Raw genomic sequence first — 22,369 nt, 5'->3', positions numbered from 1 at the left:
GTATATGTGGAAAGAAGATTTACAATTCATTGAAGAACGGACGCAAAGGCGTGATAAAAAATTAAATGAAGGACTGTCTGATGATGAATATTATCGATTAACTGCTGCAATCAAGGTTACATTGAATAAAGTTTTGCCTAGTGAATATATACATTTTCTTGGTTTGCATAACGGAATTGAATTTAATGGATATTCTTTATATGGAGCTGACGAAGATATAATTCCAAAAATCAATGCGGGGATAGTATATGGAATTATCGAACGGAATGAATTATGGTATGAAGTTGAAGACAATAGAAAGTATTTATTTCTGGGAGAATCTGGTGAAAGTATATTTGTCTTTGATTCACTGATGAATGTATATCGTCTCTTGGATTCACCATCAGGAAGTGAAATTACTGAATTTACAAAATTAGATGAATTGTTGGATGCCTTTTTTGAACTATCAACTTTGTAATTTTGACTTGATTTGTAAATAGATCTTCAATGGTGTAACGGAATTTTTAAGGCCTTTTTTTGACCACTCAAATCATACAAAACTAAAAAATTGGAAATGGGACTACAAGGCTTGCTGATTTTTATTCGGCTGATTTAGTGATAAATGCTGTTGAATTACCAAAGAGTTTATGGTTAAGTAGTGATAAAATTCAGTTTGACTGGCTTAATCAACACGTTGGTGGGAAAATAGTAGGTACAACATGGCACCATACTGCCATACCAGGAGTAATGGAACGAGTTCCATTTGGAATTCATAATGTAACAGCGGTGGGCGATCAACTGGATTTTGGGCTAACAGTACGAGATAAAAAGTGTGAAGGAAAAATGATTATGAAAATTGATGAAAGTACGATTGCATTGCCTGTACCTAATGATGAACAATTTAGTCGTGAAGAGCGAATTTGGAGATTGGAATTACCCGTAGAATATAAACAATTTCTTAGCTTATATAATGGGGGAGTTCCAATTACGGGTGAATTTACAGTTAATAATCATAAATACTTAATCGAACGTTTCTTAGGTATAATAAAACCTATTCGGGAGCATGAATTAGGCATGTATGACATCGATGTGATTTTGACGCAACTTGATGATCGGTTGTATACAGATGAATCTATTTTAGGTGTTGAACTATTACCAATAGCTACTCTTTTTGCAGGTGATTTTGTAGTGCTTAATTTTAAAAATGGTTCAAAAATGCCTAACGTTGAAATTTGGTTACATGAAGAATCAATGGAACTCGAAGCTAAAACAATTCCGGCATTTAAATCTTTTGCTGAATTATTAGATAATCTTTCAGAATGAAAAAATTACGTGAATAGATTTTAAATAAAGGGGAAAGACAAATTATGTACGATGACAAGTCAATTATGTTTCCACTTCCTTCACAAGATTTAATCACAAAAGAAGAAGGCTGTTGGTCTGTTGTATTACCAGACGATTATAAGAAATTCATTACCGCATATAATGGTGTAACGCCAATTTCGAATGAATTTACCGTAAATGCTCGAGAATATTTAATAGAAAAATTTCTCCCAATTCTTGAGACACCAGAAGATAATGAGCTTGGAGAATATGACATTGATGTGGTATTAACTGAACTTGACGAACGATTAATTTCTGATGAAGATTTGGTTGGTGTTGAGTTGTTACCTATCGCTGCATTGTTTTCGGGAGATTTCTTAGTGTTAGATTATTCTAGTCGAAAGCAAAATCCTAGTTTAGCGATTTGGTTACATGATGAATCATCAGAATGGGAGCCAGTTAAAATTCCAGCTTTCGAAACATTTTCAGAATTACTTAATAATTTGCATTGAAATCGGATTTTAATTAAATGAGTTTAAAAAGGTTAGTTTGTCATTGGTGACAAGTTAGCCTTTTTTGAGTGAATTAACGAGTGGTAAAATAGACCTTACAAACGCAGTCGTAAACAGCGGATACAATTCTATGATCAAGAAGAATGGAAGTCTATGAGCGCGGTATAAGTCAGCCAATCGATCTATTGGTTCGCAATGGAAGGCAAACGTTGGCCAATTATCGAAATATCTTGAAGACTTAAGCAAAAAAATACCTAAGAGTGAATGGGGAAATGTCAAAATTAATGTGAAATTAAAGATGTAGAGCATATTAAATAAATGAAGGGGAAAAATTATGGTTCAAATAAAAGATTTTGAAAAATATAGCAGTGTACCGACTGATGTTATTTTAAAGTACGAAGGGGTACTTCCAGACGAAATTATTTCAATTTGGAAACAGTATGGTTTTGGTTCATTTCACCATGGGTTTTTAAGGACTGTAAATCCAGATGACCCCGAATTTGTGAGTATACTTACAGAAACTACTGAAATTTTTAGTGAGGTAAAAGTTTTATTTTCCACGGGCATGAACGATTTAATGGTTTGGGGCAAAAGTGTGGATGATGAATATCGTTTGTATATTTTAAAATACCGAAATGAATCATATGAGATATTGGGTAAAAATATGGATTTGTTTTTCGTTTTCTTAAATGCGAATGCGGATGTACAGGCAGAACAATTATCTATTCAGCCTTACAAGGAGGCGGTGAAAATAAAAGGCTATCCAACATACAATACAGGATTTGGGTATGTACCATTACTTATGTTAGGTGGAAATGAAGCTGATATTGAATCACTTGAAATTGTAGACACCAAAACTCATATAACGTTAATTTCGAAATTTGTTGGTAATCCAATTTTTTAGAATTGAAATTAAGTAATGAATGGAGAAATGTATGATTGAGTTGAAAGATTTCAAAAAAGAGTCTGACGTTCCCAAGGAAACAATTGAAAAATATCGGAATATCTTACCTGCTGAATTAATTGAAGTGTGGGAAAATTATGGCTTTGGTTCATTTTATGGTGGCTTTTTAAAGACGGTGAATCCTGAAGGTTACATTGAAGTGTTACATGAAACAGCACCTTTTTTTGAAAAAGAAATTGTCATGTTTTCAACGGGATTAGCGGATTTAATAACTTGGGAATTGCCTACTGAAGAAGATACATTGGGATATGCACACATCCTTTTTTATCGAGTTGAAGACTTTAAAGCCCTTACAGCGGAGAGTCTAGAATTCTTTTTTGACTCAATAATTGATCAAGATGAATTTCTGCGCGATAAACGTCTGTTAGCAGCTCCGTACTTCAAGGCAGTTAAACAACAAGGTGAACCAGCTTACGATGAAGCATTTGGGTACACGCCATTACTTGTCTTAGGTGGAAATGACAACATTGAGTCATTACAAAAAGTTGACTTAATGGCGCATATTGCCCTGATTTCAGCATTTCATGGTGGACCTGTGTTTGATACCGATGAACCTAGTACAAATGAATTGAAAGTAGATAATCAGCCAACCGAACATAAGGTTGATTCTGAACCCAAGAAAAAGAAATTCTTCGGGTTGTTCTAAGTTATACATTTAATAAACAGGTATGAACCGATTTTTGAATAAATTAGTTTGTGCCTGTTTATTTTCATAAAAAGACCAAATGGTATGGTTTTGATTCTTTTCTTCTTAATTTTGGATTAAAGTAAACCCTGAATATAAGAAGTTGATTTCGTCCCAAGAGAAGAAACTAGAAAGGGTTCTTCAGAAAATGATTGATAATTTTTTGAAGAGGTAATTAGTATGAATAAATATAAATTTTTAAGTCAGTATACGTTATCGGATAGTAAAGTTATTCGGGTCAAAAAATTCAACGATGCCATTATTCCAGAGTATTGGAAACGTATTTTTGAAGCAAAGACATTTGAAAACAAGAAAGCTATTTTGTTGAGCGAGTGGAAGCAAATTTTGGCAAGTGAACTCAGTAATACAATTGCCTACTTGGAAACTTATCTTAAAGGGATTGAGTTTATTCAAGTTGATAAAGAATTTTATATGGTGTACACAATTTTGAGCTATCAAACGGAAAAAACGCTGTATTATGTTGGTGGCAATCCAATGAGTAGTACATTAAATGCGTCATCTTTCCTATTAAAGCAATGGAATGATTTACCAAATCCATTACGTGCGTTTTATGAAAAATTACATGACGGGTTTTATTATTATCCAAGCCGTTCAATGGGATTAGATGAAACTAGTGAAGTTGAAGATTTTACTGATTTTGAATTGTCTGAGGGAAAGCTTAAGCCATTTAACGAATCGGAAACATATAATTTTTTCAGTACCGGTATGGGTGGATATGTTGCAATTGACTTTACAAACAAAAACAAAATTCAGACAATTGTGTGGCTTAACGGAGAAGACGTATTAACCACTCTAAATTTTTGGGACGCGGTCGATGAATTTTATATTATGGGATTTGATGAGTGAGCAGGAAATATTGACTCTATACATTGTGGTAATTGGAGGGCAATGCTAATTTGAAACCGTAAGCGTGTAAACACAAGATGGCTACAATTAAATCGGGTAACCCAAAATTGTGGAATAGTTTTAAAGTGATTGTCAGTGGTGATCCCCGAAGTGGTCAACGTATGCTTTATTGACAGTCTTGTCATTTATAGTGCCAGTCGGGGCATTGATTGGGGTTGGTGGCAAAGCCGGCAAGGTTAACGAAATCTATAACGTCGCTGGTAAAGGTGAGAAAGGCGTTAAGGATGCGGTGAAACTTGCTGAAAAAATTGACAAGAATCCGAAATTAACGTTAGACAAAACTGGCAAATTTAGTCCAAAAATACCTGTGATTAGCACAAAAGTATTGCCTGATGATGCAAAATTGATGTTTAATAAGTATGACAAGACTGGTTGGAGTGGTACCGTTAAGGGTCAGCCTGATGGCACTAAAGCTGGGGGACGTTGGAAAAATTTAAACGCAACTTTACCGACAAGTGATAAACATGGAAAGGTAATCACTTATAAAGAGTTCGATGTGTCAGGAAAAGTAGCTAACCAACAACGGAATGCGCCACGATTCGTTCATGGGAGTGACGGAAGTACATATTATACAGCTGATCACTATAAAACTTTTAAAAAGGTAAAATGATGGAATATATGAATATCATATCAGATGCAACGGCATCGCAAATCGATTCAATTTTAAAAAATGAATTGGAAAATCCAGCAACTTTTGTTGGGAGAATAAATGGCTCGTCCTTGCATGAAGAGAACGATGTTTTTAGTAAAATTGGGGCACTTTTTCAATTTACTAATTTTCAAATGGAAACAAACTCGAATTATGCAGCATTCTATGATTGGATGACAGATTTATACTGTCTAGTTAACAAATATGATTCATTTGTTTTGGTGATTGATCAATTCAACGATGTGTTCAATGGCGATTTTAAGAAACAAGCGACATTAAGGGAATGTTTGAGTGATATCATTAAGTTTTGGACAGATGAAGTAGAACATGTGGTAGTTAATGGATCGAAACGCAATTTCTCTGTGATTTTAGGAACAGATATTACGGATTCTGAACCCAAGAAAAAGAAATTCTTAGGCTTGTTCTAATTTATATATTTAATAAGCAGGCATGAACCGATTTTTAAATAAATTGATTCATGCCTCTTTAATAAAAAGGGGCTATTAAATGGGTACAGAAAAATATAGAGAAGCGCAGAAATTAATTCGGGAAGAGGGCATTGTGTTTGAGTACTTTCCGGTTTCTGACGCAAAAACAGTTATCGATGCAGCCGAGAATGTACTAAAACAAAAATTTCCAGAAGATTATCATTTATTTTTATATGACTATGGGACGGCAGAAATTGGAGCGGAAGAAATTTATGGAATCATTGATACTGATTTTTTGAATTCAGGGGTTCCAGATGCGGTTTGGATTACGTTAAAAGAGCGCTCAGATTCATCTATGAGAAAAGACTTAGTAATCATTTACGCAAATGGAATGGGAGATTACTACGCATTGGATTTTGGCAATCAACTGAATGGTGAACCTAAAGTAGTTTTGTATTCACCGGGTTATTCAGAAGAGGAACAGCAATACACTATTATCGCGGACAGTTTCGGTGATTTCTTTTATAATTTAGTTGTTGCGGAAACTGAAGAATAAAAAATCTACTTTTTAGTTTTGCAAGCTTAGGAATTAAGAGGTCGAAAATGGTACGTATTGAAAAAATTGATTGGCTTGATGAAGAAAGATGCGAAGGCTTTCTTTTATTGACAGACGATACGTTTAAATTGACAGTGTTTTCGGATGGAACATTTTGGAAAGAAAATCAGGCGTTTCAGGATGATATTTTTATTTTCGATGAAACTTTGCTGACACTAGTAAATACTCGTACGGCAAGCGTAAAGTTAATTACCGAAAATGAGCAGGAATTGGTTGGTGAACTTTCGTATTCGCCTAATGCTAAATTAATAATTGGTGATTTTAATATCGATTTGGAAGGACTAGTCCTCCCAAATGATGTTAACGAGGGTGACTATTTGCGAATTATTGTAACGAGATTGGATACCTACTAAGAAAATATACTGGAGTAACTCCAATGTTAAATGAACTTTCGGAGTTTTAATTTTTGGAAAATACACGAGGTTTTAATTATGTATTGCCAAAATGTGCAGGTGCACATATTACTAAAGTATTTGATGAAAAATTTACGCCAGACTGTACAAGTACCGAAGTTCAGATGCGAAAGTAATACTTAATGCTAAAGGTGATGTTATACCACAATCTCTTAAAAAATAATCACGTAAGGAGTTATATTGAATGTATACAAAATTTGACGAATTGGAAATGCTGGAGCTTTTTTTTAGTGAATCACAAACCACACTTGAAGAAGTTGAAAGGGGTGAATATTTATTTAAGCGGGATATTAATCAGTTTCAATTTGGTGTTTTTATGGATATCTATGAATATAAAGTTGTAATGGATTTGTCCGTTAGTGGAATTCAAACCTTTGGAGCAATACTAGGTAATATCACTCAGTTGAAGAAGAATGGAAATAAGTTGGAAATATACACGAAGGATGAATTACGATTAGTTGTTTTGTTTGATGAAGATAAGTCAATTTCTGTTGAATTACCCGATGAGATTACCGATTTTTCGTTGGTGGAAAACGATTAAAATGTATGCAGGAACAAGAAATTACCACGGATAATCAGCCGGGCCAGAATCAGGCTGATTCTGAAACCGTGAAAAAGAAGTTTTCGGTTTGTTCTAACGTAATATCTTAAGTAAAGAGGCACAAACTGATCTTTGAATAAATTGGTCTGTGCCTGTTTACTTAAAAAAATCTGTAGATGAAAATGGTGAAGTATTTAAAGGACATCATACTTACCCAGTTAAAGAATATCCACAACTATTAGGGAATTCAGATGTGAATTTTCCAGTCACCAAAAATGAACATTATTATAATTGGCATAAGGATTGAAACATAAAAGAATCGTTATCAGGAAAAAGGTATAAGAAAAAATAAAGAGAAGAAATACAATATGTTTAAATACGAAAATGAAACAGCATTGCAAACAGATGATTTTACCACTAAACAAACTAGTGACTTTAAGTTATTTCTCGATAAAAATAATTTAGAAAAGGAACTTAGCTTGGATTCATCGAAATATCTGTTTGTTGCCGATTCGTTAGGCGAAGATAGTAGTTTGGATACGATGATTCTATTAGTAGATTGGTTGCAAAAAGAAAATATCACTTATTCGTTATTTGAAATTAGTAATCGACTTAATTTAAAACGTGAAATTAATTATTCCATTTTAAGAAATAGTTCTATTACAAATAAAGAAATTTCAGATGAAGCAGACTATGGCCTAGAAAATGATGATGATTACTGGGATGCGCCATTTGACGACAATGATTCGGAATCCTCTAATATTCCAAATGAATTAGGTGATTCCGAATCAACACAAGCAACTGGTAAAAAACAATCAAAGAAAAAGAAGCTCTTTGGATTGTTTTAAATTATATATTTAATAAACAGGCATGAACCGATTTTAAATAAATTGGTTCGTGCTTTTTATTTAGTCAGTTCAAAGCCACAAAAAGTGCTTACCCTGCTAAGACAAAGCGCTAACAAACTGTTTGTTCTACTCGAACATCCGCCGTAATTCTAGCAGATGTTCTTTTTTGCAATCAAAAACAAACTCAACCACTCATGACGACAGTTCGCTGAATTAACGTAGCTGGCTGTGCGACTATGCAGCTTCTTTGGAAATATTATGATGTGCTCATTAGCAATAAATAATGAAAAAGACCTGCCAAGTAGCAGTTTGTGACGCAAATGTGACTTTGTTGTGAATATGCACTGCATTCAACATGGGAAATCGAAGCGGAAGTATAATGTGTATATAAAAATCAGTGAAAATTGGAGGTGTAAAACGCATAACAATTCATTGTTATCAGTAGTTTTACTGGTTAGCTGAAACGCGATAAACAAATCTGGAAATTTTATTTAAGGATAAAAATCGTACTGATCATGATGGGAAAATTGATATTAGGCAATTAACATTTGATGATAATGATTACTTTTATTTCTATGATAAGAAGAACGGAGGAAGAGAGATGAGTAAGGATTTAAAAATTGAACAAACGTCACTCAGGAAGCTGAAGACCTGCCGAAGTTTACGTGCGGTATTTTTAAGTTTAGGTCTTGCGGTAGTGATGCTGGTGATGTTTACGACAACGGCGAGCGCGATGAGCGGAACTATCAATGTTACTGGTAGCCCCGGCGATGTGTCGCTTTCTACTGACCAAAGAGGGAATGGTAAGGGGAATGGGACATGGGAGTGGATCACTGATACGGACACGCTGACTTTGACGAATTATGATGGTGGAGCCATAAGATTTTCAGGGACTGATTATGATGATGTTATCAACCTTGTTATTAATGGAACGGCAACAATCAATGGTGACGGTGGAACCGCTTTTCATGCCAGCAGTACGGAGCTTGTTATTAGTGGTGGTGAGTTGACATTAGAGAACACCGGAAGCGGGGGTGCATTGGTCAGCGGAAATTTAACGGTTTCTAGTGTAGTGACGGGCAATAGTTGTAATGGCCCCCTCATATATGCATGGGGTACTGCGGATATTGAGAATGGCGCAATCATAACAAGCACATCGGCTTCCCCCGTTATTAGGGCTAATGACATTGTGGATGTGAATGGTGGAACGGTGACCGCAGAGAATGCCACAGTTATTGAAGCAGCTCCAGATTCGGTAATACGCGTAAATAGCGGTACGGTGAGAAATAATTCTGATACAGCGCCTACCTTAAAAATTGGCGCCCTTGGCTTTATAGTAGTTTCCAGTGGAACAGTGACCAATGAAGGCGATGGCAACTTAGTAGACATCGGTGCAGGCGGCCAGTTCAGAGTAAGGACGTCCGGGGCACTCAAGGCCATGCTGGAAAGCACAAAAGTATTGCCAGAGATTAGAGTGATATATGCGAGTGACAATATTACTATGACAGAAGACATTACAATGACGAGGGAGCACCAACTGTATGTTCATAATAACCAAACAGTTTCAACTGGAGCCAACACCTTAACACTAACCGCTACCGGTGCACTAGAACGTACCGGCGATGGCAAGATAATTGGTGGAAACAACGGTAAAATTATCTTGAACGAAGGTGCAAAGGTCAAAAATGTTGATGGTATCTTTGTAGACGGTAGTTACACCCTAGCTACAGGAAATGGCGCAAAATTTGTAACAGTCGCTGAAACGAGTAGTCCTAGTACGCAGGGGCTGAGACCTGGTGAATATGTGTGGGATGGTTTAGCCTTTGTCAAAGGTGCCACGATCCCGATTCCTGTTCCTCTGCAAACACCGCCAACGTTAGCCGTCAAAAATGTTTCGGTTACACATGGCACAGGGAACTTCAACCATCAAACAGCCGTCACAACTGCCACCGACGTCATTGATGGCAACATTAAACACAAAGTGAAAATCAGCAAAGTGAATGGGAAAGCAGCTTCAACATTAAGTTTGAAAAAAGCTGGCACCTATACAATCGAATACACCTTGTCGAACAGTTTTGGCAAAAACGCGACTGCAACCGGAATAGTGACAGTTGTTGCGACAAATCCGACGCTTGCAGTAAAAGACCTCACGCTAAATTATGGCAAAGGAAACTTGAATATTGTGAATGCTGTCACCCAAGCGAGTGATTTGGTAGATGGCGCGAACCTAAAAGCAAAAGTGGTCATCATAAAGGTCAATGGGAAAACCGCAAGCGCATTAAGCTTGAAAAAAGCAGGGAAGTACAGCGTTACCTACAGCTTGAAGAATTCAAATGGCAAGACATTCACCGTAACTAAAATGGTGACCGTCAAAGCGAATGCTCCCGTGCTGAAAGTTAAAAAAGTCACTGTGAAAGTATCCAAGAAAAAATTCAAGATTAAATCAGCTATCACACAAGCCAATGATACAGTCGATGGTGATCTAAAAGCAAAAGTGAAGATAACCAAAGTGAATGGAAAAAAAGCAACATCATTGAGCTTGAAGAAAGCAGGCACTTACAAAGTGACTTACACAGTGAAAAACTCAAACGGAAAAATCGTGAATAAGGTAGGCACTGTTGTGGTGAAGAAAAAATGAATTATTTGGAATTGAAGAAAGTTATGGTCTACGGGCTATAGCTTTTTTGTTTTTCTTAGGCGTTTAAAAATGCGGCTCTTTTTCGTCTGACTTTGGATTGAATAGAATTGGCCACTGCGTGCCAGTAAATTACTTGGCGCACCGCGCTGGAAGCCCATTGCCAAGCCAAAGTGCGGTCTTGGCAAACTCGGATAAGCTGGGACTCTAAGGAATAAATTCCTAAGACTCCTCATCTTATCCTCAGCGGCGACATGTGTTTCACACATATCACCCCAGTCGCGGTGTAAAGGCTGCGCCCGCCAAGCAATTTACCGGCACTCCGTTATTTGGGAATAATGCTCAAATCAGCGGAAAACAGGTTCCAAGCACAGAACGAAGTAGCATGAAAAAAAACAACATTGACAATAGAACCTCGGTAATTCGCTGATTGAAAAGTACAGAAACGACAATTCCACGTTGGAGTAAACAGAACCGTTTAAAAATGCTTATAGTTACTACATTTGTTAGTCCCATTAGATGCTGATTAAGCAAAACAGCCATCACGTCAAGTACACTTTTTACATAGCAAAACTTTTGCAAATCAAGCAATTGAAATTTATTCGCAAACTTCGCTGTATATTCCGATGTCGAGCATATTTTCTTCGCATTAAGTTCGTAAAATTAAATTAGAAATAATTTAATAAATATTGGAGAAATGCAGATGGAAAAAGGATTGAGACAACATAAAAGTAACAAACGATGGATGTATACCGGTCTTGCCACGATGACGGTGCTTGGGGGCATAGGAGCGGCACCATCTGTTTTGGCTGACCAAGTCACTACAACTACTACGACAACAATTACAGAAACCATAGGCCCTGCAGGTAAGACGCGACCGGTGAACAGTGATTTTAGTACCAACGTCGCTCCACAAGCGAACGCCGAAAAACAAGCTGATAAAGCTAAGGAAGCACGCGATACGGTTTCGTACACGTTCGGGCATGATGATTTCACCTATACAACAACATCATCACAAATCCAGGGTCTCAGCGCTACTGGGAAGACAAAAATGAATAATGCAGACTGGGATGGTGTGCTTAAGTTTAAAGCAGGTGATTTTACCGGTGTAACTAGTATATTTGGTGGTGTTTTTTCTTATTATCCCGCATTAAAAAATATTGATTTCACTAATTTATCCGATTTACAAAGCATTGGAAATAGCGCATTTGCAAACACCGGTCTAACTGAACTTGATCTTAGCCCGTTAACAAACCTTGTGTACATTAATAGCAATGCGTTCGGTGGAACTCAATTGACAGAAGTTAACCTTGATGGCTTAGAAGCATTAACCACAATTGGTGACCAAGCATTTAGTTCATGTCCTAATTTGAAATCGGTCAATTTAAGCAATTTAAATGCTTTAACAACAATTGGGAAAAACGCATTCAGCGTAACTATTGGCAGTGATTCGCAACTAGATACGGTTACCCTTAGTAACTTAGACAATTTAACAACAATTGGCGAGCGCGCTTTTTATGTAGTAGCTGGTATTAAAACGACGAAGCTAGAGAATTTACCTAGTTTAGCCAAAATTACTTCAGGTGCATTCGGTGAAGCCTACTATAGTAATGGCGGACCTGAATTACCTGATTTACACCAGATTTTTCTCAACAACATTAATCCAACCGTAAACATTGACTACAATGTCTGCCAATATATTACGCCACGTGGACAAGTAATTCCAAACAGTGCAGATGATCTGGCAGTGGCGGAACGATTTGTCGATAGAATCAACGAGGCACAATTTGGGCTAAAAAGTGCTTGGTATATTCCAGCAACTGTCACATTGAAGTACGTTGATCAGGATGGTAAGGAATTAACAACGGATGTTAATAACAAGCCAGTTGACCCACAGCAACAATACGGTAAATTGGGTAACTCATATAAGATAGGTTCATTAGGTGCCCTAACGATTGCTGGCTATGATAAACCAACTATTTACGAAGATAGTAATAGCGGTCGTTACAACGAATTATGGCAAGAAGTAACGTTGCAATATAAGCGTAGCATCGGGGCTGATTTTACCGTCTACTATGTTGATGATAAAGATAATGAAATCATTCCGGCACAACAATTCGGTGGTTATGCTGATGAAAAATTGACGCTTGACCCGAATTCACTTATCGCTGCGAATGCTAGTGCGTTTTCGGACTATGATTTCAAGGAACTTTACGGGAGTTCAGCGACGCTTTCACGTGCTGTCCAAGATTTTGCATGGGCAACTGTGCATAATTTAATCGGCACAGAAGTAAAATACGGCGATAACAATGGCCGAAGCTACAAGCTGGTCTTTACCAAGAAAGCAAAAACAACAGATAAGCCAGCGTCAGGTAATCAAACTAATAACGACAATAATTCAACGAATAATAAGCCAAGTCAGCCATCGACAGGAACAAATAACAATAATGGTAGTAACAAGCCTAGTCAGTCAACGCCTAACCCAACATCAAAACCTACGACAACTGCAAACACCGGTGGTAATAGCACGGCAAATGGTAATAAAAAGCCAAGCAGTGGTAACACACCAACGAATCTTCCTGTGTCAGGCGGCGAAGCTAATGTTAGTGGTGGTCGACACAGCGTTGCGGGTGGCAAACAAACGGTAAGTGGTGGCAAAATTTCATCTAAGTCGACTAACACACCTAACAACGCTGCTGGTACGCGCCGTGGTGCAGTTGCGCGTGCAAATGGCAAAGCCGGTACCGCTAGTAAAGCGAATTTACCACAATCAGGAACTGATAAAAGTTACTGGTTACCAGTTTTTGGAGCAACGGTGCTGATCGGTTTGATTGGACTATATGCCTTTGCTAAGAAAAATAAATTACAGTTCAACGATAAAAAATAGGGTAATGATACTAAATAAATAGAGGATTAACACATGCGAAAAGACAATAAGCGAATTAATAAAATAAACGGCAATGGATTACCTAAACGCGGCAAACAATTGATGTATGCTGGTTTGACAACGATGACTCTTGTTGGTGGGCTTGGGGCAACCCCATTAGTATTGGCAGATACTGCGGCTAAAACTGATAGCGTCGCCAGTAAGCAAGTTAAGACAGATAAAAAACGCGTAAAAGCAATTACTACGCAAGCTATTACGGCGGCGAATAAAAACGCCAAAACGGCAGCGAAGAAGGCAACCCGTAATGGCATCGCGCATACATTTGTTCGAAGTGATTTTATTATTGAACAAATTAAGGGACGCCCAACCTTGGTGGATTTTAATTATGATAATTTTGATCCAGATGATAACTGGGATGGTAATTTAACTTTTTCAGCCGACTTTAATGATATTCAAGCAATTGGCGATGGCGCATTTCAAAATATTGATGCCCTTACTAATGCGGATTTAAAAACGTTACCTAATTTAGAAATACTGGGGAAGGCTGTTTTTTCTAGTAGTGAAAATTTATTGAATGTTGATTTTGATAATTTGCAAAAGTTAACAACGATTGGTAGTTACGCGTTCTCAGATACCGGTATCAAAAGTTTGAATTTAATTAACTTGGATAGTTTTCAAATTATTGGCGGGGATAGTTTCTATAATTGTCCGAATTTAGCAGAAGTTAACTTGATTAACCTGAAATCATTAGTTGTTGTTGGGGAAGATTTATTTGAGAATGTGCCAAGTTTAGCAACGGTTAACTTTATTAATTTACCATTGTTGGAGACGCTAGGTGGCGAATGGCTCGATGGAAATATTATCAAAACCCTTAAATTAATTGATTTGCCAAATCTAAAAGAATGGGCAGCGGGTTTTGCTTGGCTACCATATGCCGAAACAATTTATGTAAGTAACTTCAGTGATGATTTTGGTGAAGATTTACAATTTTTTGAAGATATGAACCCGGGTGGAGTCGTGATTCCGGTGACCGCTGATGATATTGATCTAGCGACGATGTTCGTTAATCAAATTAATAGTGATTGTAATTTCAGAACGCAAGCTACTAAATGGGCGATCGGTGGGGCGGTGGAATACAAATACGTCGACCAAAATAATAATGAAATTATCACAGATGCGAACGGAGACGCCGTTGTTCCATATACAAGTACTGGTCGAGTAGGCGATTCATATGGGGCGAAATTACCACAAATCGCAGGGTATAGCGCTGGCCAATTAATTGCAGGCACAGCTAACGGAACATTGACGATGGGTCAACAGCAAGTTGTCTTCCAATTCCGCAGTGCAACCCCCACATTTACAGTATATACGGTCGATGGTGACGATAACGAGTTGGCAGCACCCCAAGAATTTAGTGGATTCATTGGTGACTATTTGACACTCCGTCCATACCTGATTGATGGTTATAACTTAAAGGGACTTTTCGGTAGTGTAACTGACATGACCCGGGCGGTTGGCGACTACACGTGGGAACAACTTGATAACAAAATAATTGGTTCAGCGATTGATTATCAAGATAATGCTGGGCGTAGCTATAAATTTGTCTATGAAGAAACTACCCCAGTAGTGGATACACCGGTAGTAACGACACCAACAACGCCGGCGGTTCCAGACCCTATCCCAAATGTAGTGCCAGGTACAAATATTGATACCGGTGCCAACACAGCTACGGATAAAACACCAGCGAAAACGACGTCGACTAAGAAACCGGTGAAGGCACCAACTAGCTTGCCAGTGTCTGGTGGCGCAGTAAAGTCAACGCCAAAAGCGACGCCAACAGCTACTAGAACAGTAACAACGACCACGACGACCACAACCAATGATGATGGCATTTTGCCAAAATCGGGTATCGTTAAAAACGTGGTACTGCCAATCTTAGGGGGCACATTACTTGTCGGCTTAGTCGGCATCGCGATGTTTGGTAAGAAACGTAAAGCATGAGTGCGTTCTAGGTGGATATGGATTGATGAATTTAGTGATTGCTATATTCGCCTTAATCAACTGAATAACCACCAAAGATAAATAAAGCACCAGTAATTATGCTCAAATGTGGGTGTAATTGCTGGTGCTTATTTATTACTAACAACAGCTAATTGACGAAATTAACGGTTGTTTATACAAGGTTTCATCTAATAAATCTTCAAATTATTTTGCGAAAATTATAGTTAAAGAAAATTATCTGAAATGAGGACAAACACATGAAAAAACAAGCAATCGCCTCACTGGGCTTAGCCTCGCTGATGGTAGTCTCAACGGCGGTCACACCAGTCATGGCTTTGGCCGACACAGTGACATCGCCCAAGACAACGATAACTACGCGTGCTAAACAGTCGACCCCGAGGGCGCAGATTAAAGCAGGGCGGGCGGACACAATGGATTATCGTAACATTGGGGAAGGACGTGCCTTTGCCAATTTGATTCCGGATGCTAATTTGCGGGCCGCCATTTACAAGTGTGGACAAACTACCACGAGTAATCCGAGAAAGTCCCTCGCTGAGTTAGATGCTGCAAATAAGAATACCAAGTATTACGACGCATTGAATAGCTCAACCGATGAAAATGCTGTGCGGGGTGTGCTAGAGCAAGTTAAAATATTAGAATTGTTCAATGAAACGGAGTATAGCGTTCAGAATCTTATGGGAATTAGCGCACTCCGTAATTTAGTTGTTTTAGACATCGGTAATGACCAGGGGGCGACGCATCAGATTACTACAATTGCGTCGAACACGTTTGCGGGGATGAGTAATTTAGAGAGCTTAAATTTGATTGATCTTAATTTGGAAAACCTTGAAATTGGTGCATTCGCTGGTTTGACCGGATTGCAATCGATAAGTTTAGGTGGGGCAGTTCAATTAAATAATTATGACGCGCTCTATGTAGTTGGAAGTGCTGTTCAATATAAAGACAATGTAAATTATGGTAGTACTGAACCTGTTAAAGACTGGGAAAAAAGCATCAATACGTTCGCAACATCTCTCAACGTTAAAACATTAACAATTATTGCGAACAAGGCGATTTATTTTGCTAAGTATAAGCATGCCTTAGTGGCGTTGCAATTAAGTCGAAATGTGCCAGCCATGCTTAGTAATCCGGAAATTACATCACTGGCTGCCGAGCTCGAGCAAGCCGTCCCAAAGTTTGAACTGAACAAAGATACGACTTCAGCTTTGGCAGCGAATCTGTATGCGGCAATAAACGGCAGTATCAATCAAGCAATCACCAGTTCCACAAGTCAAATTGGCACGGCTGGTAGAAACGACGCCGATGTTAAAAAAGCCATCAATGACTTGGACATAGCAATGCAAACTCGTGATTACACTGGAATTGCGGGGGTGTTAGAAAACATGCAAGCGGCCGTGACCACTTATAAGAGTAATGTGAAGACAGCCGCCCAACAAGTCGTGACAGGAATTCCAACTAATGTGACCACCACCGCTGCCATTAGTGCGGCGATTACCGCACTAAACGAAGCGCTAACAAATCCCGACGCTAATCTGGCGGATCTCCCAGGATTGTTGGCGAACCTGTATACGGCGTTGGATACCAGTATCAACCAAGCCGTAACTAGTGCCACGAGTCAAATTGGCACAACAGGCAAAAACGACCCCGCCGTTAAAAAGGCCATCAATGACTTGAACACGGCGATGCAAAACAAAGATTATGCACAAATTGATAGCTTACTTGCGAAATTGCAAACGACTGTAACAAACTACAAAACTACCGCCACCAACCAAGCAACGACCGCAGTCAAACGTGAACTCGACAAAAACGGTGATGGTAACACACAAGTCGCCAAGAAACGGGCGCAATTACAGCAAGCTTTGAAAGCTACGAAACTCGATTACGACCAGCTGGCGATTTTAACTAAAGAACTGAATGAAATGATCAGTAAAACTAGCATTGCGAAGTACGCCGTAAATCTGAATGGCAAGCAAACATATCATTTACACAAGTATGCGCAAGGTCAAATCAAAGGCAAAGTCGTCAATGGAGTAACCGTCAAAGCAACCGTCAACGGCAAGGCAATCGGTCAAACCAAGACGGACAAAAACGGTAAATTCAAACTGAATTTCACCAAGAAATTGGCGAAGAACCAACAAGTTAAGTTCAGTGTGGATCGCCCAGATGAAGCATACGTGATTCACCAAGCGGCAAGTATCGCACGGAAAGTCGCTGTTTCACCTGCGATTACCGCGAAAAACTTCACGGTCAAAAAGAAGCAATTGACCGGTAAATTGACCGCCAAGCAAGGTGCGACAATCACAGTCTATAACGGAAAGAAAGTTGTCAAAATCTTTACGTTGAAGAAGGACGTGAAAAACAAAAAAGTTAAGTTTAAATTGAAGAAGAAAATCACAAAGAAAACCAAGCTTAAGTTAGTCGTGCAGAACACGCATGACAATGGCTTAGCAACTAAGACGGTTAAGAAGGTTAAAGTGAAATAGGTGCGTAAGGTTCTATTCCGTCTAACGTGAGTTTGAATAAAATTGGCCACTCCGTTAGTAAGGTATAATGCTCAAATCAGCAAAAGCACAGAAGTGAGAATCCCACGTTAGAATAAATGTGTTGTACTTATTTGTATGATGGAACCCCCAACTGATTAAGGCAGTTGGGGCTTTTTATATGTCCGCAGTTTTGCGATAATAAACAATGAAAGCTGAAATGGTGGAATTGTTCGTGATTGCTGAACGAATTAGGTGTTTTTTCTATGTTTTGGGTTGTTGAACAAATAAAACTGGCGAGTAACGAATAATCGGCGAAAATTAATTTCGGGAGACATGATATGGAAAACGAACTATATTTAGCATATATCGCAAGCAACGCTTTTCTGAATAATTATTACGAAAAGACAGGTGGCGAGGAGTTAGCAATTTTATTAGGTGCCATGGCGACGGATGTTTTTGCCACAAATTTGCCGGCAGATCCTGCAATTTGGAGTGAGTTTGAGGAAATTTGGTCTGAGAAATCTGAGCAGCAAGTGTTTGACCTAAAAGCATATAGTACGATGTATACATTCTTGGAATCGTGGTGGCTCGATACTGAAGAAGCAGACGCAAAAGAAATCCTAAAACGTTTAGCATTCTTGGAAAACGGGTTACCGGCAGAACATATTTGGTTGGCGTGGCTGGGTGTTATTAAGAAAATTACGGCAAAACCAATAGCAGTACCGAATTTTAACAATTACTCCGTTGGCATTACCAAGCAAAGGGACGCCAATGACTAACAATTACGTGAAAGTGAAATAAAATATGAGTTCAAGCAAGGATTATGAAAGTGTCGAATTACTTAAACAAATTGAAGCCGGTGATTTTGAAAGTGCGGTAAATTTAGTTGCTAACTTAGACGTGGAAAGTGCAACCACTATCTTGGTATCAGCTGCGAATGAATTGTCAGACTTTGATAGTATTTCGGTGTACTTTGTCGTAGAAGAACTATTACGCAGAAACGAAACTGCTGAATTACATAAAGTTGCCGCGGTACTACTGACCAATATTTTTCCGCTGCGTGCAGGTGCATATAACCAGGCGTTGCATCATCTGGAAAAAGCAATACAACTTGAACCGGATAATATCCGCCTGCAGGAGGGCATTTTATTTTTTCATGATATTCCTGAAAAGTTACTTTCAGATATGGAAGCGGAAAAGTATGCTAAACGGATATTAGAAAAATCCCCCAAAAGTAAAGCTGCAAATGAAATGCTAAAATTGCTAGCACATGAGTAACGTGTAAAAATAGAATTATCACAGCGTCACTACTAATTTTTGAAAGGCTAAATAATGACAAAATTTTTAAAAGAAAACATCGATATGCTATTTTACTTAATCTTAATCACGGTGATTTTTGTGGTTACCCCAGTCAACCATTGGATGAATCACCACGGCGGCCAAAATGTATATCTGTTCATTGGCTTGCTTGGAATGATAATTATTAGGAGCGTCCAGAAGCATTTTAAACGGTGAAAAATACGGTTGAGCGTAGCAGATCAAGCGGGATGACTAATAGTTACGATGTGATCAACTGAAAGTCGCTATAACGACACATTTGCGGGCAGATTTGATAAAATATAGTCAGGGAACAATTGAATACAAGTAGACGTCAACGGGAAGATGTTACCAAGGTGGTAATGTTTGCTGTTGGCTTTTTTTGTTCCGTTGGCACAGGTAAATGCATTTGGCGAGCGGACAGAACTGAACCTGCGAATACGGACGGGAACCACAAAATTTGCAGGTAATAGCGATAGTGAAGGAGGTATTGACATGGCAAGCGATCGATTTAAAATCAATGAAGCGGAAAAAACGCGCAAGCTGCAAGAGTTCAAAATGCTAAATCCTGATGATAGTACGGCGGCCGCCAAAGACTATCAACGGTGGGAATCCAACGAAAAGGTACATTTGGAAAATTTGGCACAAGCGGATAAACGGAAAAAAATAATTGCAGCAATTATTGGTGGTTCAATTTTAGTTATTGGTATTTTTGTAGGACTAATCGTCTATGTGCACGAACAAAATGTGAAACAACAATCGGCAACCAACATTGCGAGTCTGAACTCTAGTCAGCAAGCCAAACACGATGCGAGTGTGGCAGCCGAAAAAAATGATGCCAGTGTGGCTAGCTCGGTGGCAGCCTCATCCGAAGCAGCCGCCAAGAGCAATTCCGCAGAGGTTGCGCGGGCGGCCTCAGAAGCAGCGGCTCAGGCTACCGCTGACGATGCGACGAAAAATTCGGACGCGGCAGATAGCCCAAAAAGTACACTCTCGTATTCAAACAAGGCTAAGCTAGAAAATTTCCTCGTTGCGCGAGGAAAACTCGCGAACTTGGATTTGAGCTTTGAAACTGGTGAAGACTTGGCCGATTATCAAGGCGCCACGTCGGTAATCGCCAACACGGTAAATGGCGATTTACAAATGTATGGCCACGGTGCAGCTGATTCGCCACGGGGGCTTGATATGGCGGTATTTTACCCCAATGAAAAGCTTGCAAACACCCTTACGAAGCAGGGGAAGAAAATGCCGATTTCATATTACTTATTTAGCGACGATGGGACTGTGTACCAACGCACCATTAATTCGCGGGAGCAATATGATGGCACGGGCGAGGAGGAATTATTTAACTACACATATTCATATGACGGTAGTGACGACACGGTTACAACTGACAAAGTGTTCGCTGTAAGTAAGGACACCGCTGTGATTAAGTATTATGATGATTTGCTTAACTAAGAATGTGGCTATTCTGTCTGACCTGAGTTTGAATAAAAGTGGCCACTCCGTGCCAGCAAATTACTTGGCGCACTGCGCTGGAAGCTCATTGCTAAGCCAAAAAGCGGTCTTAGCAAACTCGGACAAGCTGGGACTCTACGGGAATAAATTCCCTAGACTCCTCATCTTATCCTCAGCGGGAATATGTGCTGCACACATATTCCCCCAGTCGCGGTGTGAAGGCTGCGCCCGCCAAGCAATTTGCTGGCACTCCGTTAGTTGGGAATAATTTTCAAGACTAGCGGAAAATAGGTACCAATCATAGGCGCAGTGGCATGGAAATAAACAATGACAATAGAACCCCAGTAATTCGATGATTGAAAAGTACAGAAACGACAATTCCACGTTAGAATAAACAGAATATAAAAGAAGACATGGGTGTGGATAACCTGTGTCTTTTTGAGTTGCCCGATTATTTTGAGCTGTGGATAACATTGCGCTGGTGATTACGGAATTTACCAAATGCAAACTAATTTTGGCAAAAACAAAAAAGGTGGCGCATTTTCCGGTGATGAATTGACTTTATATATAAGAAGAAAAAACACCGCCGGCGGGAATTAGCTGGTGAAATTATGGAATACGAGGTGGGAGCATGAATGAAAAGCTAAAATTAAGTGCCAATGGGCGCAAACTACTGCAGCAGTTTGAAGGCTTGCGGTTACAGGCGTATCAGGATAGTGTTGGGGTGTGGACGATTGGGTACGGGCACACGCAAGGCGTCAAGCGGGGGATGATCATTACGCCGGCGCAAGCGAATGCGTATTTGGACGCGGATGTGAAGACGCATGCGGCGGGCATTTATCAGTATATTCGCGTTAAATTGAACCAAAATCAGTTCGATGCATTAGTCAGTTTTCATTTTAATTTGGGTCCTCACATTTTGAAGGGGACGTGGCTGCTCGACTACTTGAACCAAGGCAAATGGACCGCCGCTAGTGCCCAAATGTTGCGGTTTAACCGTGCTGGTGGCGTTGTTTTGCTAGGACTGAAGCGTCGGCGTGAAGCAGAAGTGGCGTTGTTTTTGAAGCCAGATAGCGTGCACGATGATTTGGGAACAAGTGCTGCCAATGGCAAAACAGCAACGTATCGGGTTAAGCGTGGTGATACGTTGTCCGCAATCGCCGCCAAATATAAAACGAGTGTGGCGAACCTAGTTAAGCTGAACGGAATTAAGAATCCGAATGCAATTCAGGTGGGACAGCTACTACGGCTTGAACGGTGATGGAACTCCGTTTTTATATCCGAGGTACCGATACATTTAGATTAAATCCGAATGATGCTACTTAAAATAATATATAATGAAAACCTCATATGATGTTCAAAAGTGAGGGGGATATATATGGTCAGTCCAGGAAATCAGAAAATTAATGAACTATATGATCAATTTGAAAGTTTGACAATGATGAGATAACATATTTATTGAATTCCGATATTGATGATGATAAATTCAAATTTCTCGTAAAAGTAAAAGACTATTTCGTTCAAAAAAAGCAACGTGAAATAATTGAGAATGACAAGTTTGTGAAGTGAATGAGATCGAGATATCAAATTATATGTTTTGCGGCATCCAGATTTAACTTTTACCATAGCTTCGATTAAGTAAAAAACGGTCCACCGGCAGAAAACCTGAAGGCTCCAAGCAA

At 39.0% G+C, this 22,369-nt stretch carries 20 protein-coding genes; all 20 read left to right on the top strand.

Annotated features, from left to right (window positions below; translation table 11 throughout):
- Positions 1-4 precede the first annotated feature (4 nt).
- The gene (locus tag EQG49_RS04240; RefSeq protein ID WP_133362806.1) at positions 5-457 is read left to right on the top strand and encodes a YrhA family protein; all 453 of its coding nucleotides are present in this window, start codon (positions 5-7) and stop codon (positions 455-457) included.
- Positions 458-594: 137 nt separating this feature from the next.
- Complete coding sequence (locus EQG49_RS04235) at positions 595-1,302, top strand: SMI1/KNR4 family protein (RefSeq protein WP_133362805.1); 708 nt, start codon at positions 595-597, stop codon at positions 1,300-1,302.
- Positions 1,303-1,346: 44 nt separating this feature from the next.
- Complete coding sequence (locus EQG49_RS04230) at positions 1,347-1,814, top strand: SMI1/KNR4 family protein (protein ID WP_133362804.1); 468 nt, start codon at positions 1,347-1,349, stop codon at positions 1,812-1,814.
- Between the two features lie 334 nt (positions 1,815-2,148).
- Complete coding sequence (locus EQG49_RS04225; protein ID WP_133362803.1) at positions 2,149-2,718, top strand: T6SS immunity protein Tdi1 domain-containing protein; 570 nt, start codon at positions 2,149-2,151, stop codon at positions 2,716-2,718.
- 31 nt (positions 2,719-2,749) lie between these two features.
- On the top strand, positions 2,750-3,424 hold the full coding sequence (locus tag EQG49_RS04220; protein ID WP_165964774.1) for a T6SS immunity protein Tdi1 domain-containing protein: 675 nt from the start codon (positions 2,750-2,752) through the stop codon (positions 3,422-3,424).
- Positions 3,425-3,643: 219 nt separating this feature from the next.
- Positions 3,644-4,330: a hypothetical protein gene (locus EQG49_RS04215; protein ID WP_133362801.1), complete on the top strand. Its 687-nt coding sequence runs from the start codon at positions 3,644-3,646 to the stop codon at positions 4,328-4,330.
- A 178-nt stretch (positions 4,331-4,508) separates the two neighbouring features.
- The gene (locus tag EQG49_RS04210; RefSeq protein WP_133362800.1) at positions 4,509-5,000 is read left to right on the top strand and encodes a ribonuclease domain-containing protein; all 492 of its coding nucleotides are present in this window, start codon (positions 4,509-4,511) and stop codon (positions 4,998-5,000) included.
- A gap of 8 nt (positions 5,001-5,008) precedes the next feature.
- Positions 5,009-5,467: a barstar family protein gene (locus tag EQG49_RS04205; protein WP_165964773.1), complete on the top strand. Its 459-nt coding sequence runs from the start codon at positions 5,009-5,011 to the stop codon at positions 5,465-5,467.
- Positions 5,468-5,546: 79 nt separating this feature from the next.
- Entirely contained in the window at positions 5,547-6,023 is a 477-nt protein-coding gene (locus EQG49_RS04200; RefSeq protein ID WP_133362798.1) for an SMI1/KNR4 family protein, read from the top strand.
- Between the two features lie 47 nt (positions 6,024-6,070).
- A complete protein-coding gene (locus EQG49_RS04195; protein WP_133362797.1) occupies positions 6,071-6,436 on the top strand; it encodes a hypothetical protein in 366 nt (121 codons plus the stop codon).
- A gap of 244 nt (positions 6,437-6,680) precedes the next feature.
- Positions 6,681-7,037, top strand: coding sequence for a hypothetical protein (locus EQG49_RS04190; RefSeq protein WP_133362796.1), 357 nt, complete (start codon positions 6,681-6,683; stop codon positions 7,035-7,037).
- Between the two features lie 368 nt (positions 7,038-7,405).
- The gene (locus EQG49_RS04185) at positions 7,406-7,885 is read left to right on the top strand and encodes a hypothetical protein (RefSeq protein WP_133362795.1); all 480 of its coding nucleotides are present in this window, start codon (positions 7,406-7,408) and stop codon (positions 7,883-7,885) included.
- 601 nt (positions 7,886-8,486) lie between these two features.
- Positions 8,487-10,523 (top strand): hypothetical protein, encoded by a 2,037-nt coding sequence (locus EQG49_RS04180; RefSeq protein WP_133362794.1) that lies wholly within the window; start codon positions 8,487-8,489, stop codon positions 10,521-10,523.
- 700 nt (positions 10,524-11,223) lie between these two features.
- Entirely contained in the window at positions 11,224-13,407 is a 2,184-nt protein-coding gene (locus tag EQG49_RS04175; protein ID WP_165964772.1) for a leucine-rich repeat protein, read from the top strand.
- Between the two features lie 33 nt (positions 13,408-13,440).
- Complete coding sequence (locus EQG49_RS04170) at positions 13,441-15,408, top strand: leucine-rich repeat protein (RefSeq protein ID WP_133362792.1); 1,968 nt, start codon at positions 13,441-13,443, stop codon at positions 15,406-15,408.
- Between the two features lie 257 nt (positions 15,409-15,665).
- Entirely contained in the window at positions 15,666-17,912 is a 2,247-nt protein-coding gene (locus EQG49_RS04165; RefSeq protein ID WP_133362791.1) for a leucine-rich repeat domain-containing protein, read from the top strand.
- Between the two features lie 338 nt (positions 17,913-18,250).
- Entirely contained in the window at positions 18,251-18,691 is a 441-nt protein-coding gene (locus tag EQG49_RS04160) for a hypothetical protein (RefSeq protein WP_133362790.1), read from the top strand.
- A gap of 25 nt (positions 18,692-18,716) precedes the next feature.
- The gene (locus EQG49_RS04155; protein WP_133362789.1) at positions 18,717-19,190 is read left to right on the top strand and encodes a hypothetical protein; all 474 of its coding nucleotides are present in this window, start codon (positions 18,717-18,719) and stop codon (positions 19,188-19,190) included.
- Between the two features lie 534 nt (positions 19,191-19,724).
- Entirely contained in the window at positions 19,725-20,687 is a 963-nt protein-coding gene (locus tag EQG49_RS04150; RefSeq protein ID WP_133362788.1) for a hypothetical protein, read from the top strand.
- A 631-nt stretch (positions 20,688-21,318) separates the two neighbouring features.
- On the top strand, positions 21,319-21,948 hold the full coding sequence (locus EQG49_RS04145) for a glycoside hydrolase family protein (RefSeq protein WP_133362787.1): 630 nt from the start codon (positions 21,319-21,321) through the stop codon (positions 21,946-21,948).
- Positions 21,949-22,369: the final 421 nt, after the last annotated feature.

Origin of the sequence: Periweissella cryptocerci (genome assembly GCF_004358325.1) — a bacterium.
GTDB classification, from domain to species: Bacteria; Bacillota; Bacilli; order Lactobacillales; family Lactobacillaceae; genus Periweissella; species Periweissella cryptocerci.
The sequence above is the reverse complement of the archived record's forward strand: the minus strand, read 5'-3'. Positions and strand labels throughout refer to the sequence as shown.

Excerpts from the sequence above, each read along its gene's own strand:
- EQG49_RS04240 (WP_133362806.1), top strand. The coding sequence starts at position 5 with ATGTGGAAAGAAGATTTACAATTCATTGAAGAACGGACGCAAAGGCGT.
- EQG49_RS04230 (WP_133362804.1), top strand. The coding sequence starts at position 1,347 with ATGTACGATGACAAGTCAATTATGTTTCCACTTCCTTCACAAGATTTA.
- EQG49_RS04225 (WP_133362803.1), top strand. The coding sequence starts at position 2,149 with ATGGTTCAAATAAAAGATTTTGAAAAATATAGCAGTGTACCGACTGAT.
- EQG49_RS04220 (WP_165964774.1), top strand. The coding sequence starts at position 2,750 with ATGATTGAGTTGAAAGATTTCAAAAAAGAGTCTGACGTTCCCAAGGAA.
- EQG49_RS04215 (WP_133362801.1), top strand. The coding sequence starts at position 3,644 with ATGAATAAATATAAATTTTTAAGTCAGTATACGTTATCGGATAGTAAA.
- EQG49_RS04205 (WP_165964773.1), top strand. The coding sequence starts at position 5,009 with ATGAATATCATATCAGATGCAACGGCATCGCAAATCGATTCAATTTTA.
- EQG49_RS04200 (WP_133362798.1), top strand. The coding sequence starts at position 5,547 with ATGGGTACAGAAAAATATAGAGAAGCGCAGAAATTAATTCGGGAAGAG.
- EQG49_RS04195 (WP_133362797.1), top strand. The coding sequence starts at position 6,071 with ATGGTACGTATTGAAAAAATTGATTGGCTTGATGAAGAAAGATGCGAA.
- EQG49_RS04190 (WP_133362796.1), top strand. The coding sequence starts at position 6,681 with ATGTATACAAAATTTGACGAATTGGAAATGCTGGAGCTTTTTTTTAGT.
- EQG49_RS04185 (WP_133362795.1), top strand. The coding sequence starts at position 7,406 with ATGTTTAAATACGAAAATGAAACAGCATTGCAAACAGATGATTTTACC.
- EQG49_RS04180 (WP_133362794.1), top strand. The coding sequence starts at position 8,487 with ATGAGTAAGGATTTAAAAATTGAACAAACGTCACTCAGGAAGCTGAAG.
- EQG49_RS04175 (WP_165964772.1), top strand. The coding sequence starts at position 11,224 with ATGGAAAAAGGATTGAGACAACATAAAAGTAACAAACGATGGATGTAT.
- EQG49_RS04170 (WP_133362792.1), top strand. The coding sequence starts at position 13,441 with ATGCGAAAAGACAATAAGCGAATTAATAAAATAAACGGCAATGGATTA.
- EQG49_RS04165 (WP_133362791.1), top strand. The coding sequence starts at position 15,666 with ATGAAAAAACAAGCAATCGCCTCACTGGGCTTAGCCTCGCTGATGGTA.
- EQG49_RS04160 (WP_133362790.1), top strand. The coding sequence starts at position 18,251 with ATGGAAAACGAACTATATTTAGCATATATCGCAAGCAACGCTTTTCTG.
- EQG49_RS04155 (WP_133362789.1), top strand. The coding sequence starts at position 18,717 with ATGAGTTCAAGCAAGGATTATGAAAGTGTCGAATTACTTAAACAAATT.
- EQG49_RS04150 (WP_133362788.1), top strand. The coding sequence starts at position 19,725 with ATGGCAAGCGATCGATTTAAAATCAATGAAGCGGAAAAAACGCGCAAG.
- EQG49_RS04145 (WP_133362787.1), top strand. The coding sequence starts at position 21,319 with ATGAATGAAAAGCTAAAATTAAGTGCCAATGGGCGCAAACTACTGCAG.